Below are 13,889 nucleotides of genomic sequence, written 5' to 3' on the forward strand. Positions count from 1 at the left end.
ATGCGGCCCGGCTGCCACCTTTCCCACATACTGAACGCCCAACTTCCCATTAATAGGGATGCCTGTTCAAATGTTGACGCGTTTCGCTCCACGGCTCTAACGTTCGCCCCAACGCCATTCGATTCGGCCGCCCCGCTCGCGGGCGCCGGCCGGGCATAGAACACAGGAGACGACCGTGGCCCAATCCGCGTCACGCACCCATGCCAACCCGCCGGAGCCGCCGCTTGCTCGCGCGGACATCTCGCCGGAATCCGTCGCTCACGCAACCGCAACCGCCCGCCCAAGCCGCAAGCGGCTGCTGATCCTCGCGCTGCTATTCGTCACGGTCGTGATCAACTATCTCGACCGCAGCAACCTGTCGATCGCCGCGCCGGCGTTGTTCAAGGAACTGAACATCGATCCCGTCCGCGCGGGCCTCGTGTTCTCCGCGTTCGGCTGGACCTATGCGCTGATGCAGATTCCGGGCGGCTGGCTCGTCGACAAGGTCTCGCCGCGCGTGCTGTATGCGGGCGCGCTGGCGCTGTGGTCGGCCGCGACGCTGCTGCTCGGCTTCGCGGGTTCGTTCGTCGGGCTGATCGTGCTGCGTCTCGCGGTCGGCGCGCTCGAGGCGCCGGCCTACCCGATCAACAACCGCGTGGTCACGACGTGGTTCCCGACCCGAGAACGCGCAAGCGCGATCGGCGGCTACACGTCGGGCCAGTTCGTCGGCCTCGCGTTCCTCACGCCGGTGCTCGCATGGCTGCAGGTGCATCTCGGCTGGCACATGGTGTTCGTCGCGACCGGCCTCGCCGGCATCGCGTGGGCCGCGATCTGGTATGCGGTGTACCGCGAGCCGCGCGCATTTCGCGGCGTCAACGCGGCCGAGATCGCACTGATCCGCGACGGCGGCGGGCTCGTCGATCTCGAAGACCGCATCGCGGCGCGCAGCGAACGCACGCCGTCGACCTGGCGCGATCTCGGCGTCGTGCTCGGCCGGCGCAAGCTGTGGGGTATCTATCTCGGCCAGTTCGCGCTGAACTCGACGCTGTGGTTCTTCCTCACGTGGTTCCCGACCTATCTCGTCAAGTATCGCGGGATGGATTTCATCAAGTCGGGCTTCCTCGCGTCGCTGCCGTTCCTCGCCGCGTTCGTCGGCGTGCTGTGCTCGGGCGTGCTGTCGGACTGGCTGATGCGCCGCGGCGCATCGCAGGGCTTCGCGCGCAAGCTGCCGATCATCTCGGGGCTGCTGATCTCGACCAGCATCATCGGCGCGAACTACGTGACGTCGACGGGCTGGGTGATCGCGTTCATGACGATCGCGTTCTTCGGCAACGGCTTCGCGTCGATCACGTGGTCGCTCGTGTCGGGGCTCGCACCCGCGCGGCTGATCGGCCTCACGGGCGGCGTGTTCAACCTGATCGGCAACCTGTCTGCGATCGCGACACCGATCGTGATCGGGCTGCTCGTGAACGGCGCGGACTTCTCGCGCGCGATCACCTACATCGCCGCGATGGCGCTCGCGGGCAGCCTGTCGTACGGGCTGCTCGTCGGCAAGGTCGAACGCATCGACGCCTGACCGCCGCGCGGGCGGCACACGCGTGCCGCCCGGCGGATCAGAACCGCAGCGCCCCGTCGCGCGCGAGGTCGTGCGGATTGCCGGCCACGTAGTCGAGCGCGCACGCGTCGGTGTCGATGCCGACGGTCAGCAGCGTTTCCCAGCGCTCGGTATCGGGCATCGACCGATCCGGGTGGAAACACACCACGGCCTGATCGCCGGCCGCGCCGCACATCGCCGCCGCGCGCTCGCGTACCTCGGCGCTCGTCATGCCCGCCACGACATCGTTCAGGTGCGCGAAACGTTCGCGCGTGGTCGAGCTGTCCGGCATGCACTCGCCGCCGCTCAACGCGCGGTCGAGGAAATGGTTCGTATGCAGCAGCCAGCCGTCCGGACGCGGCACGACCACCCCCACGCCCGACGGGCTCAACTCGATGCTCGCCGCGCGCGGGTTCGCGTCATGCCGCGTGAACACGGTCAGCACCGTCGACGCGCTCACCCGCGCGGTGCGCGCGAGTTCGATCGCTTCCTGCACCGTCGTCGCGTCTTCGAGCAGGCGCCGCGCGATCGCATGCACGGGCACGCCGGCGCTGTCGTTGTCGCTCGCGTGATGCAGGATGTTGAAGTGCAGCCCGAGCCCCGCGCTGTTCACGCCGAGCTTTGCCAGCATCCCGAATTCGGAGAACAGCTTGACGGTGCGGCCGTGCGGCGTGTCGAACTGCATCAGCAGCCCCTGCGGCGCGAGGCTGTCATGCCAGTCCCACGTCTGCAGCGTGCGCGGCGCATGCGGGCCGGCCGGCGCGTAGACGGTCGTCGAGCATTCGCCTTCGGCCGACGCGGGGGCGGTCGCGAGAATCTCGGTGCGCGCGTTCAGGCATGCGAGCTGCCAGCGCGGCAAGTCGACACCATCGGCGATCGCCTCGACTTCGGCGGCGAGGCGCGGGCACCATGCGCCGAGCGCGGCCAGACTCGCTTCGCCGATCTCCCGCGCGCGCTGCGGATCGATGCCGAGCTTCGGGAAGAACGCGAGATAGCGCGCGACCGTCTCGCGGATCTCGGGCGCGAAGCGTTCGCCGATCAGGCGGCCTCGCGCGCGCGGATCGGTGAGGTCGGTCACGAGGGTATGCAGCTTCAAGATCAAATCTCCTGTGTCGAATGAGGTCCGGGCCCGCTCGGCCCGGAACGTGATTGCGTTGCGTCGCGAATCGGACGGCACGCGCCGGTCAGAACGAGTAGATGAACTGCATCCCGGCCAGGTCGTTGCTGCGCGAGTACGTGCCGTTGCTCTTCAGGAACACCGGATGATTCGCCGCGTCGTGGCGGTATTCGACTTTCACGGTGATCTGCTGGGTCGGATAGAACAACAGGTCGGCCGTGATCGCGTAGCGCTGCGCGCCCTTGCACTCGGTGCCGTTCGTCGACGAACCCTGGAAGCACGCCGGATCGATGCCGAAGCCGCTCGACCCGTTCACCGACGGGTTGCCGCCCGCGAGCCCGTACTGGATGTTCGTGCCGCCACCGCCGTTCGACGTGTTGTTCAGGTAGTCGAAGCGCAGCGTCGCGCCCATGCGGCCAACCCACGACGTCGTCCACTTCGTATGGCCGAGCAGCGACATCCCGTACCAGCGCGCGGTGCCGCCGTTCCATGCGCCCTTCTGCAGCTCGCCATAGTCGACCTGCGCGTTGACCTGGGTCTTGTCGTGCGTATAGGTCATGTCGGCTTCCACGTACTTGTAGAGGCCGGTCGGCGACGATCCGTTGCACTGGTAGCCGTAGCCGCCCGCGACCGCGCACGGCGAGAACAGCGACTGCCGGCCGAGCATCGCGGAGATGCCGAAGTCGTATGCGGTCGACGTCGCGTTGTCGAAGCGCGCGGTGATGGTCGGCGTCCAGTTGGTCTTCGTCGTGTTGTTCGCCGCGTTCGCGATCGCGCCGGCCGTGCGCAACACCTCGTTGCCGATCACTACCTGCCAGAAACGCGTCATCGCCGCATTGGAACCCTTCAGCCCGACGCCGATCAGGTTGCCCGGCTCGCTGAAGTCGTACAGCAGCCCGTGCGTGAGCGTCAGCATCTGGTTCGACGGCTGCACCTCGTAGCCCGCGAGGCTCGGCATCATCCCGACCTCGAAGGTGCGCGTCGTGCTGAGCGGCACGTTGACCTGCGCCTGCGTGATGATGTTGTTGCCGACGCCGCCGTGCGCATTGCTGAACACGTTGCCGAAGCCGCGGTTCGGCTGGATCACGATCTCCGCCGACGGCGCCATCGGGCCGACGCCGAAGGTCTTCTTGATGTCGAGGTAGACGTCGCCGATCGTGCTGTTGAAGTAGTCGTACGCGCCCGGATCGTGATTCAGGAACTGGAAGCCGGACGTGCGCTGCGCACGGTTGAACAGGTACACGGGATCGACATAACCGGTGATGCTCAGGCCCGCGAGCGGGCCGGTCGTCGCGGCTTCCTGCAGCGAGTCGACCTTCAGCGACGCGTTCGAGATCTGCTCGCGCATCTGCTGCAGGTCATCGTTCGTGAATGCGGGTGTCGAATCGGCTGCCGGCGCAGCGGCCGCCGCCGTGTTGACCGAGCCGATCTTCGCGCCGCCCGATGCGGTAGCGGTTGCGGCGCCGGGTGTCTGTGCGGACATCATGCTCGCGCGCAGCTCGTTCACCTGCTGCTGCAACGCGGTGACCTGCGCCTGCAGCGCCTTCATCTTGCTTGCGTCGGTTGCCTGCGGCGTGTGTGCGAATGCCGAAGCCGCTTCGAACGCGAGCAGGCACAGCGCCGTCATGTGTTTGATTTTCATGGGGTGGGTGTCGTCGGGACGAGCGCGCCCCCGCCCGCCGCGGTGGGCGGCGAGGCGCGCAAAAGGGATGCGGGAGTGGTGGGGGCTGCGGCCGGCTTACTCGGTCTTCAGCTTCGTCCAGAGACGGTTCTGCAGACGCATCAGCTCAGGCGGGATCGGCTTGCTGAGGCTCAGCTTGCGGATCACGTCGGCCGGCGGGAACACGGCCGGATCGCTGGTCACCTCGGTGCGCACCAGATGCTTCGACGACGGCACGGCCGACGGATACGACGTGTCGTTGGTCAGGTTCGCGCTCTCCTTCTCCGACAGCACGAAGTTGACGAACTTGTGTGCGGCGTCCGGATGCGGCGCATCCTTCGGGATCGCCATCATGTCGAACCACATCGCACTGCCCTCGGTCGGGATCACATACTTGATGTGATACGACTTCTTCGCGGATGCGGCCGCGATGCGCGCGGAGTTCACGTCGCCCGACCAGCCGAGCGCGAGGCAGATGTCGCCGCCCGCGAGATCGTTGATGTAGCTGCTCGAATTGAACTGCGTGATGTACGGCCGCACCGATTTCAGCAGCTCGTACGCGGCCTGGTAGTCGGCCGGGTTGGTCGTGTTCGCATCCTTCTTCAGGTAGACCAGCGCCATCCCGAACGCGTCGACCGGCGAATCGAGCACCGACACGCCGCAGCTCTTCAGCTTCTGCGCGTACTTCGGGTCGAACAGCAGCGCCCAGCTGTCGAGCGGCGCGTCGTTGCCGAGCGCGGCCTTCACCTTCTCGACGTTCATCCCGAGGCCATCCGTGCCCCACGTCCACGGAATGCCGAACTGGTTGCCCGGATCGTCCTTCGACAGCACCTTCATGATTTCCGGATCGAGCAGCCCGTAGTTCGGCACCTGGCTCTTGTCGATCTTGCGGAAGATGCCGGCCTGCAGCTGCCGCGCCCAGAAGATGTCGGACGGCACGACGACGTCGTAGCCCGACGTGCCCGACAGCAGCTTCGCCTGCAGCGTCTCGTTCGAATCGAACTCCTGGTAGACGACCTTGATGCCGGTCGCCTTCTCGAAGTTCGCGATCGTCGCCTTGCCGATCGAGTTGCCCCAGTTGTACACGTTGACGACGTCCGCCGCGTGCGCGACCGGTGCGCCGGCCCACACGAGCCCGCCCAGCGCGAGCGCCGCGCATGCCGTCTTCAGATGATGCTTCCAGTCCCCTGCCATGTTTTCCTCCGTCGATATCATGATCCGTTCGCGATGAACGGGTGTGTGCTTCGGTCCGGAAAAATGTAGCCAGAGGAAATTGGCCGGTCTGCCCTGCCAATAGGGGGACACGCCGCACAATCGGCGCATCCGGTTCCGGCCGGATGCGCCGATCGATCAAAACGGAAGCGATTTGAAAGTTGTCGTCATCGCTTCGTCAGCAGACGAGCGCTCAGGATGCCTGCACACCGGTGCGCGCGCCGAAATCGTCGCCCACGTGCGTGATGCGGCCACCCATCATCGTCAGCCCGACGTCGATGCGGCCGATATCGTACTGGCCGACTTCGAACAGGTCGTTTTCGAGCACGACCAGATCCGCGCGCTTGCCAGGCGTCAGCGAGCCGACCTCGTGCTCCATCCCGAGCTGGTACGCGCCGTGGATCGTGTACGCGGCGATCAGCTGCGGAATGCTCAGGCGCTCGGCGATGTCCGGGAACACCGGCGCATCGGGCTCGCCCGCGAGCTGGCGCGTATGGCCCGACTCGATGTGTTCGAGCGGCTTGTGCTGGCAGCGGCACTGGCACGCGAGGCCGTCCATGCCGATCGACACCGTCACGCCTTCGTCGAGGAACGTGCGGAACTTGTACATGTTGCTCCAGCGCTCATGGCCGTAGTGGTCGCGCAGTTGCTCGGTATAGGCATCGACCACGCCCCACTGCAGCTGCGTGTTCGCCATGACGCCCGCGCGGCGGAAGCGCGGAATGTCGTCCGGATGCGTGAGGAACGCGTGCGTGATCACGTGGCGGCGATCGCGCGGCGGGTTCGAGCGGTTGACCGCGTCGAAGCCGTCGAGCGCCATCCGCACAGCCGCGTCGCCCACGCAGTGGACCATCACGTTCGCGTTCGCGCGATCGGCTTCGACCAGATAGCGGTTGAACGCGTCGGCCGGCATCGTCGGCGCGCCGCAGGTGTCGGGGCGGTCCGCGTACGGCTCGAGCAGGTACGCGGTGTGGTTCGCCTCGGTGCCGTCGAGGAACAGCTTCAGCGCGCGCGCCTTCACGAGCGGCGAATCGTACTGCTCGCGATACTGGACGAGCGTGCCGACCGGATCGTCGATCTCGCCGATCACCGCGACGCTGCCGACCACGCGCAGCTTCAGGTCGCCCGCGCGCTCCATCGTCTGCAGCGTCTCGTACAGCAGCGACTGATCGCCGCTCGGATCGAAGAAGCCCGCGTCGAACACGGTCGTCACGCCGGCCGCGCACAGCTTCTTCTGCCACGGCGGAATCGATTTCAGGTACAGGTCGATACCGGTCGGCAGCAGGCCGGCCGCGCTGATCCGCTGCATCAGCAACGAATACGCGGCACCGTCGACGATCAGGCCGGTCGGCTCGCCCGTCACCGCGTCCTTCTCGAACCAGCTCGCGCCTTCCTGCACGGGCGGCGTCGACGCATCGATCCCGGCGATCTCCAGTGCCTTCGAGTTCACCCACATCGAATGGAAATCGGTCGACAGCAGGCACACGGGGCGATCCGCGCAGATCGCGTCGAGCGTCTCCTTGCGCAGCAGCGCCGGCGGAATCGTCGCCTGCACCCAGCCCATCCCGGTGATCGCCGGCTCGTCCGGATGCGACTCGACGTACGTGCGCAGCGCGGCGAGCACCTGCTGCGGATCCTCGTAGTTCACGAACGCCTGGAACGCGAACGCGGTCGTCTCGAAGTGCCAGTGCGATTCGACGAAGCCCGGCAGCACGAGCCGGCCCGCCGCGTCGACCACCTTCGTCCCGGCGCCGACGTAAGCCTGCACGGCCGCCGTGTCGCCGACGTGGACGATCCGGCCGTCGCGCACGGCGACGGCCTGCGCCCACGGCTTGTGCGGATCGACGGTGTAGACCTTCGCGTTGGTCAGAACGAAATCCGCCGGCGTCGCGGCGGCATGCGTCGGTTGAATCTGCATTGCCTGTCCTTTGTAGGTTTCGAAGCGCTTTCACTATAGACAGACGATACGCACGGGTCTGCCCCCCCGACACCGGGGCTTTCGCGAATTCCGGCGCGCCGCGCGCACGCCGTGTCATCAATGTGAGGACAGCCCGCGAAATCGGCGCATTTATCCGGTGAATTCCCGGCAGACGCGCGCGCGGGCTTCGCGTAACGTCGCGCTGTCACCCGCCCGCCCCCGTCCGATCATGCGACTTCTTCATCCCGATCCCGCCGCGCACGGCCACTACCTGGTCGGCGTGCGTCCCGACACGCTCGGCGCGGCGATCCGCGCGGTCGGCACGCCGGACTTCATCGGCGCGGTCACGGCGTTCGTCAACGACAGCATCGCGGCCGACGCCGTGCATCTCGAACGCTGGCGCACCGACACGGGCAGCGCGTCGGGCCACGTGGTCGAATGGCTCGGCAGCGGCAGCGTGCGCCGCGCGGCGGACACGCTGCGCGTGATGGACCTCTACTACCAGGACTACTGCCACGTCGATCCGCTGTTCGCGCCGCTGCGCGGCAAGGCCGGCACGCTGCTCGTGCAGCGCCACATCGACGGGCTCGCGAACGGCGAGTTCCGCCGCCGGATCTTCGACGAACCGGGCATCGCGCAGGAATGCGTGCTGGTGCACGGCAACGCGCACGTGCAATACGCGCTCGGCCTCGCGCGCGCCGGCGGGCAGGCCGCGTTCACGACGGACGAGCTGTTCCACTTCCGGCAGATGGTCGACCTGCTGTTCCCGATGTTCGAGCTGCATGCGCGCACGTACGCCGCACGGCGGGTCGCGTCGGCAGCGCCGAACGCGCTGTCGCATGCCGGGCAGGCCGGTTTCGATGCACGCCTCGAACGGCAGGACGTGCAGCTGTCGCGCCGCGAGCACGAGATCTGCCGGCTGATGCTGTGCGGGCGCTCGGTGCCCGAGGCCGCGCAGCAGCTCGACGTGAAGCTGTCGACGGCCGAGTCGTACGTGAAGCGCGCATTCGCGAAGCTCGGCGTGCGCACGCGCCGCGAGCTGTTCGACTGGGTGCTGGTCGACTGCTGAACGCGTGGGCGTTGCGCTACGCGGCCAGCGCGGCCGCCTTGATGTTGAACGCGCGCAGCAGGTCCTCGCAGAACGCGTCGACGATCGGCTTGTCGCTCGTGCTGCGCTTCATCGCGAGATGCAGCGGCACGTCGAAGCTGAACGTCGCGCGGCCGACGGCCTTGACGAGCCCGCGCTGCTCGAACGGCTCCGCGTAATGCGCGGGCAGGTAGCCGAGATGGCCGCCCGACAGGATCAGGATCGTCGCGGCCTCGATGCTGTCCGCGCTCGCGGTCACGCGCCGCTCGGGCAGCGGATACTGCTCCTCCGGCACCGGATAGGTGCGCCATACCCAGTCGTGAAGCTGCAGGTCGTCCGCCGTCACGGGCCGCGACGCATGGAACAGCGGATGCCCGCGCCCGCAGTAGATCACCTGCTGCTCGGTGAAGAGCGGCGTGTAGAGCAAGCCGGGCACGCGATGCCAGAAATAGCCGATCGCGAGATCGAGCTGGTTGTTGACGAGGCTTTCCTCGAGTTCCTGCGGCGACGCAACCTTCATCGAGAACGTGACGGCCTGGTCGCGCTTGCGGAACGCGCCGATCGCGTCGGCCACGCGCGCGTTCTCGACGAGCGGTGCCTGGCCGATCAGGCCGATCGACAGCGTGCCGACCAGCTTGCGGTCGATATCGCGCACGCGCGCGACGAATTCGGAGGTCGCCGCGACGAGCGTGCGCGCGGTTGCTGCGAAGCGTTCGCCCTTCGACGTCAGGCGAAAGCCGCCGCGCCCGCGATCGCACAGCTTGAAGCCGACGCGCGCCTCGAGCGCCGACAGCTGCGTGCTGATGGTCGACTGCCGCACGCCGAGCGACGCCTCGGCGGCCGTGATGCCGCGTGCGTCGACGACGGCGAGAAAGACCCGGATGAGCCGGAGATCGAGATCGGTGGTATTCGAAAACATGCTGAAGCCGCCTTCGCCGATGAATCGAACCGGACGCGCGCCGCCATCGGCAGCGGCGCGCGTCGCCTCCGTCACTCCGATGTCGCCGCGAGCGCGCGTTCCATGCCGAACACGGCAGGCCGCAGCCGCCCGTAGCAGAGGAACGCCACCGCGCACAGCACGATCGCCGCGAAAAGCGCCGACTGCGTGCCCGCGCTCTCGATCAGCGAGCCGCCCGCGACCGAGCCGACGCCATAACCGAGCGCGACACAGCCCGGCGACAGCGCGGCCGACTTGCCGATCAGGTCGTACTGCGGAATCGTCGCGTAGATCAGCAGCGCGCCGCCCGTCCAGCAGCCGATGAAGACGATCGCGCCGAGCGTGAACGTCGGGACCGACGCCGGCATCGCGAGCAGCACGGCCGCGACCGCGCAGCCGCCGAGGTTCACGAGCGTCCAGCGGCGCAGGCCCGCACCGGCACCAAGCTTCGGCATCGCCGCGCAGATCACGAGGCTCGCGACGTTCGCGATGCCGAGCACGAGCGACACCGACTTGCCGCTCAGGCCCGCATCGGTGCCGATCTTCTCGAGGAAGGTCCACACGACGCCGACGCCGCCGTACAGCGCGAGCTGCGCGCACAGCACGAGCATCGCGCCCCTGCGGTCGATGCTGCCGGCAGCGCCGGCCGGCGTCGGTGCGGCCAGCGTCTCGCCGCGGCGAAACAGCGGCGTCGCGAGCACGAACATGCCGAGCACGCACGCGACGAAACCGAACACGCCATGCGCGCCCCATGCGCCGCTCAGCATCGGGAAGATGGTGGCGAGCAGCACCATGCTCCACATCACCTGCCCCATCAGCATCACGCCGAGATTGCGTTCCGGCGCGCGCGAGTACGACAGGTAGCGCAGCGCGATGCCGTTCAGCCCGCCCGAGCCGACACCCGCGATGAACTGCAGCGCCGAATACGCGACGAGCCCGTGCGTCGCGAGCGTGCCGAGGTTCGCGCCGGCCGCGAGCGTCACCGCGCCCGCGAGCACGAGCCTGACCGGCTGGCGGCCGAGCACGAACGCGACGAGCAGCGTGCCCGTCGATTCGCCGAGCACCTCGACGAAGCTGGACAGTCCGAGCGCCGCTTCGCCGAAGCCCCAATGACGTTCGACCTGCCCGACGATCGCGGGCAGGCCGAGAAATACCGTCGGCCCGAGAATGCCGAGCAGCAGCATCACGACGACGAACAGCGCGTTTTCCTGTCGCGCTTCATCCTGCAGATTCACTACGTTCATCAGGTGTCTCTCTCCGTGTCCGCTGCGCGGACCGTCTCCTCATGGGAGTTTGGTATGGCGGCGGCCCGGTTGCGAGCCGCCGCGTCGTTTACATCGGGAAGCCCATCGCCTTGAGGCCGCTGATCCACGCACGCTTCCAGCCGCCTTCGGCATCCGCGCCGTCGAATGCATGGAACGTGATCTTCGCGGCGACCCAGCGCATCGGCTCGGGCGGGATGTAGCTCGGGCTCTGGTTCGCGATGTCGAGCTTGCGTTCGGGGCTGTCGCGATCGAACAGGATGTTCAGCCCCATGAACGCGCCGAACCGGCTCGCCGCGACGCCGAAGCCCGTATAACCGGCGACGAACACCGCCTTGTCGCCGAGATAGCGTTTCGCGAACACCGAGCCGCGCGAGCAGTAGTCGATCGGGCCGCCCCACGCGTGCGAGAAACGCACGTCGCTCAGTTGCGGGAAGGTGCGGTAGAACGCCTCCGCGAGCCGGTAGTACGTATCGCGCTGGCCGTCCTGATGCGGTTCCGGGTCGCCGTCGAAGTGATAGCTGACGAGGCCGCCGAAGATGATGTTGTTGTTCTTCGTCAGGCGGAAATAGTTGAGCTGCGTGCGCGTGTCGTACACACCCTGGCGATTCTTCCAGCCGATCCGCGCGAGCTGCTCGTCGGTCAGCGGCTCGGTCGCGAGCACGTGGTCGCGCACTTGCATCACGCGGCGGTTGATGTCCGGAATCCCGACTTTCGCGGTGCCGCTGCCGAACACGACGCGCGGGGCCCGCACGCTGCCCTTCGGCGTCTTCACGAACACCGTGCTGCCTTCGTCGGTCACGGTCGTGAGCGGCGTGTGCTCGTACAGCTTCACGCCGAGCGACAGTGCCGCGCGCTTGAGCCCCCACGCGAGTTTCGCCGGATGCACGATGCCGCTGCGGTTGCGCGACCACAGCGCGCCCGCGAACAGCGGCGAGTTCAGTTGTTCGAGCGTTTCGTCGCGATTCAGCAGCACGACGTTGTGGCCGTACTCGCGATGCAGGTCGTAGTCGCCCTTCAGGTGCGCGAGGTGCTCGGGATCGACCGCGACCGTCATCTCGCCGTTCCATTCGATGTCGGCGTCGATGTCGTAGCGCTTCAGCGTCTCCTCGAACCCGTCGAGGTTGTGATGGCCGAATTCCTCGAGCTGCGCGATGTCGTTCGGGAACACGCGCACCGCGTTCGGCAGCCCGTGCATCACCGACGTCGAGATGATCCCGCCCGCGCGGCCCGATGCACCGTGCGCAACCTTGCCGGCCTCGATCAGCACCACGTTCAGGTGCGGCATCTGTTCCTTCGCCTGCACGGCCGACCACAGCCCGGTGAAGCCGCCGCCGACGATCAGCAGGTCGGCTGTCACGTCGCCGACGAGTTCCGGCTCGGTCGCCGGCGCAGCCGGGTTGTCGAGCCAGTACGGGAACAGCTTCGTATTCGCGAGCGCCGCCTCGACGCCCAGCGCGACCGGTGCGCCACGCATGGCGTGCGCCTGAACCGGCGCGGTCTGTTTTGCTTCGTTGACTTCCATTTCCATGATCCCTGCCATCACACGCGAAAACGAAACCGCCGCCGGGCGCGCGTCACACGGACGACGACACCACGGCGGCGGTTTCGGGCATCACGACTTCTCGAGCAGCACGTAGAACTTCTTCGCGTCCTCGATCGTCTCCCAGCGGCCCGCGAAGCCGGCCGGCAGCAGGTAGCCCTGCCCCGGCGTGAATTCCTTGCGGTTGCCTTCGACGTCGGTCAGCGCGATCCGGCCCTCGACGAGCCACACCGCTTCGTCGGCCGCGGTTTCCGGAAACTCCACCGAGCCGACCTTGCCTTCCCACCAGCCGATGATGTAGTTGCCGCTCTTGCCTTCGGCCGCGCGCCAGTCGCTTTCGTCCATCCCGAAGTCGAGCTTCGTGAATTCGCCCACGCCTGCGCCCAGCGGCAGGATGTCCTTGATCAGTTTGGTCATCTGGATCTTTCGTCTCTCGATTGAAAAAAGCAGAGACAAAGTTACCCATTTACACTGCCCTGGTATGCCCCCCTCCGGGGGGGACAAGCCACGTTTTGCGGGGGGCGCGAAGTCGCAAGGACACCTGCCAGTGTTTCCCCTTAATGACGTTTTCCGTTGCCGACGCTACAATCCCGCCGCTTCTCACCGGGGAACCGCATGCTGCTCAACGTGAACCCCTTCCACCGCGACAACGACCGCTTCAACGTGTCGTTCAAGGCGCTGGGCGAGCTGATCGAGACGGTCGGCACGCCGCATTTCGTGCCGCGCCTCACGCAATTGCTGAACGACGTGGTGCCGCTCGACGTCGCGCACGTCGAACGCTCGCGCGTCGACGGCACGATGCCCACCGGCTATCGATGCGAATGGATCGGCAGCAGCGGCATCGGCACCGCGACGTCGGACATCTCGGACGTGATGACGCTCTACTACGAGCGCTTCCTCGACAGCGACCCGCTGTTCGCGGGGCTGCGCGGCAAGACGGGCACGATGCTCGTCGTGCGCGACATCGCGGCGATCCCGCCCGGCGAATTCCGCCAGCGGATATTCGACGACGTGCATATCGGCCACGAATGCGTGCTCGCACGCGGCACGCGCTATTCGCAGCATTCGATCGCGCTGGAGCGCGGCCGCGACCGGCCGCCGTTCACGCTCGCCGAGATGAACCGCTTTCGCAGCATCAGCGACGTGCTGTTCCCGCTGCTCGAACTGCACGCGTCGACCACGGCCGTGCGGCGCGTCGCGCACCCGACACCCGAAGTCCATCCGCTCGCGCAGTTCGATGCGCGGATCGCCGCCGACGGCGTAAAGCTGTCGAAGCGCGAATACGAAACCTGCAAGCACCTGCTGTCCGGCAAGACCGTGCCCGAGACCGCCGCGATCCTCGGCGTGCGCGTCGCATCGGCCGAGTCGTACGTGAAGCGCGCGTTCGCGAAGCTCGGTGTACGCACGAAACGCGAACTCGCCGCATGGGGCGCGGCCACGACACCCTTCCCTTCCACCGGACCGCACGACGGCGCATCGCCACCCGCGATCGCCCGCTGACGGCACGAGCCGCCTTCGGTTGCGCCGCGTCGATGCGCGGGCGCTACTCGCATCGAGACCCGTCGATGTAAACGTTGCGA

The 13,889-nt window shown here is 67.3% G+C and carries 11 protein-coding genes; 3 read left to right on the forward strand and 8 right to left on the reverse strand.

The genetic code is table 11. From position 1 onward, the window contains the following. The first annotated feature begins 175 nt into the window (after window positions 1-175). Window positions 176-1,555: an MFS transporter gene (locus H3H55_RS30560; RefSeq protein WP_193101508.1), complete on the forward strand. Its 1,380-nt coding sequence runs from the start codon at window positions 176-178 to the stop codon at window positions 1,553-1,555. Between the two features lie 37 nt (window positions 1,556-1,592). On the opposite strand, the gene H3H55_RS30565 is transcribed toward H3H55_RS30560, so the two are convergent. From H3H55_RS30565 to H3H55_RS30580, 4 genes are all read right to left on the reverse strand, one after another. Further along, window positions 1,593-2,669, reverse strand: a complete 1,077-nt coding sequence (locus H3H55_RS30565; protein ID WP_193101510.1) for a C45 family autoproteolytic acyltransferase/hydolase — start codon at window positions 2,667-2,669, stop codon at window positions 1,593-1,595. An 88-nt stretch (window positions 2,670-2,757) separates the two neighbouring features. Continuing rightward, on the reverse strand, window positions 2,758-4,332 hold the full coding sequence (locus H3H55_RS30570; protein ID WP_193101512.1) for a DUF3138 family protein: 1,575 nt from the start codon (window positions 4,330-4,332) through the stop codon (window positions 2,758-2,760). Window positions 4,333-4,428: 96 nt separating this feature from the next. Continuing rightward, complete coding sequence (locus H3H55_RS30575) at window positions 4,429-5,544, reverse strand: polyamine ABC transporter substrate-binding protein (RefSeq protein ID WP_193101513.1); 1,116 nt, start codon at window positions 5,542-5,544, stop codon at window positions 4,429-4,431. A gap of 211 nt (window positions 5,545-5,755) precedes the next feature. Next, complete coding sequence (locus H3H55_RS30580; RefSeq protein ID WP_193101515.1) at window positions 5,756-7,480, reverse strand: amidohydrolase; 1,725 nt, start codon at window positions 7,478-7,480, stop codon at window positions 5,756-5,758. Between the two features lie 229 nt (window positions 7,481-7,709). On the opposite strand from H3H55_RS30580, the gene H3H55_RS30585 reads away from it, so the two are divergent. Next, a complete protein-coding gene (locus H3H55_RS30585) occupies window positions 7,710-8,549 on the forward strand; it encodes a helix-turn-helix transcriptional regulator (protein ID WP_193101516.1) in 840 nt (279 codons plus the stop codon). A gap of 16 nt (window positions 8,550-8,565) precedes the next feature. On the opposite strand, the gene H3H55_RS30590 is transcribed toward H3H55_RS30585, so the two are convergent. The 4 genes from H3H55_RS30590 to H3H55_RS30605 all read right to left on the reverse strand — a co-directional run bounded on the left by H3H55_RS30590 (window position 8,566) and on the right by H3H55_RS30605 (window position 12,726). Continuing rightward, window positions 8,566-9,486 (reverse strand): LysR family transcriptional regulator, encoded by a 921-nt coding sequence (locus H3H55_RS30590; protein ID WP_129516419.1) that lies wholly within the window; start codon window positions 9,484-9,486, stop codon window positions 8,566-8,568. A gap of 71 nt (window positions 9,487-9,557) precedes the next feature. After that, window positions 9,558-10,748, reverse strand: coding sequence for an MFS transporter (locus tag H3H55_RS30595; RefSeq protein WP_193101518.1), 1,191 nt, complete (start codon window positions 10,746-10,748; stop codon window positions 9,558-9,560). 88 nt (window positions 10,749-10,836) lie between these two features. Next, the gene (locus H3H55_RS30600; RefSeq protein WP_193101520.1) at window positions 10,837-12,297 is read right to left on the reverse strand and encodes an NAD(P)/FAD-dependent oxidoreductase; all 1,461 of its coding nucleotides are present in this window, start codon (window positions 12,295-12,297) and stop codon (window positions 10,837-10,839) included. Between the two features lie 84 nt (window positions 12,298-12,381). Next, window positions 12,382-12,726, reverse strand: a complete 345-nt coding sequence (locus tag H3H55_RS30605; RefSeq protein ID WP_048249140.1) for a cupin domain-containing protein — start codon at window positions 12,724-12,726, stop codon at window positions 12,382-12,384. Between the two features lie 198 nt (window positions 12,727-12,924). Here H3H55_RS30605 and H3H55_RS30610 point away from each other — a divergent pair, with 198 nt between their 5' ends. Further along, window positions 12,925-13,809 (forward strand): helix-turn-helix transcriptional regulator, encoded by an 885-nt coding sequence (locus tag H3H55_RS30610; protein ID WP_193101522.1) that lies wholly within the window; start codon window positions 12,925-12,927, stop codon window positions 13,807-13,809. Window positions 13,810-13,889 lie beyond the last annotated feature (80 nt).

Origin of the sequence: Burkholderia sp. Z1 (assembly GCF_014893795.1) — a bacterium.
Taxonomy (GTDB): domain Bacteria; phylum Pseudomonadota; class Gammaproteobacteria; order Burkholderiales; family Burkholderiaceae; genus Burkholderia; species Burkholderia theae.

What these genes read in the sequence shown, in the direction of transcription:
- H3H55_RS30580 (WP_193101515.1), bottom strand. Translation starts at nt 7,480, where the DNA reads ATGCAGATTCAACCGACGCATGCCGCCGCGACGCCGGCGGATTTCGTT.
- H3H55_RS30600 (WP_193101520.1), bottom strand. Translation starts at nt 12,297, where the DNA reads ATGGAAATGGAAGTCAACGAAGCAAAACAGACCGCGCCGGTTCAGGCG.
- H3H55_RS30575 (WP_193101513.1), bottom strand. Translation starts at nt 5,544, where the DNA reads ATGGCAGGGGACTGGAAGCATCATCTGAAGACGGCATGCGCGGCGCTC.
- H3H55_RS30570 (WP_193101512.1), bottom strand. Translation starts at nt 4,332, where the DNA reads ATGAAAATCAAACACATGACGGCGCTGTGCCTGCTCGCGTTCGAAGCG.
- H3H55_RS30590 (WP_129516419.1), bottom strand. Translation starts at nt 9,486, where the DNA reads ATGTTTTCGAATACCACCGATCTCGATCTCCGGCTCATCCGGGTCTTT.
- H3H55_RS30610 (WP_193101522.1), top strand. Translation starts at nt 12,925, where the DNA reads ATGCTGCTCAACGTGAACCCCTTCCACCGCGACAACGACCGCTTCAAC.
- H3H55_RS30605 (WP_048249140.1), bottom strand. Translation starts at nt 12,726, where the DNA reads ATGACCAAACTGATCAAGGACATCCTGCCGCTGGGCGCAGGCGTGGGC.
- H3H55_RS30585 (WP_193101516.1), top strand. Translation starts at nt 7,710, where the DNA reads ATGCGACTTCTTCATCCCGATCCCGCCGCGCACGGCCACTACCTGGTC.
- H3H55_RS30595 (WP_193101518.1), bottom strand. Translation starts at nt 10,748, where the DNA reads ATGAACGTAGTGAATCTGCAGGATGAAGCGCGACAGGAAAACGCGCTG.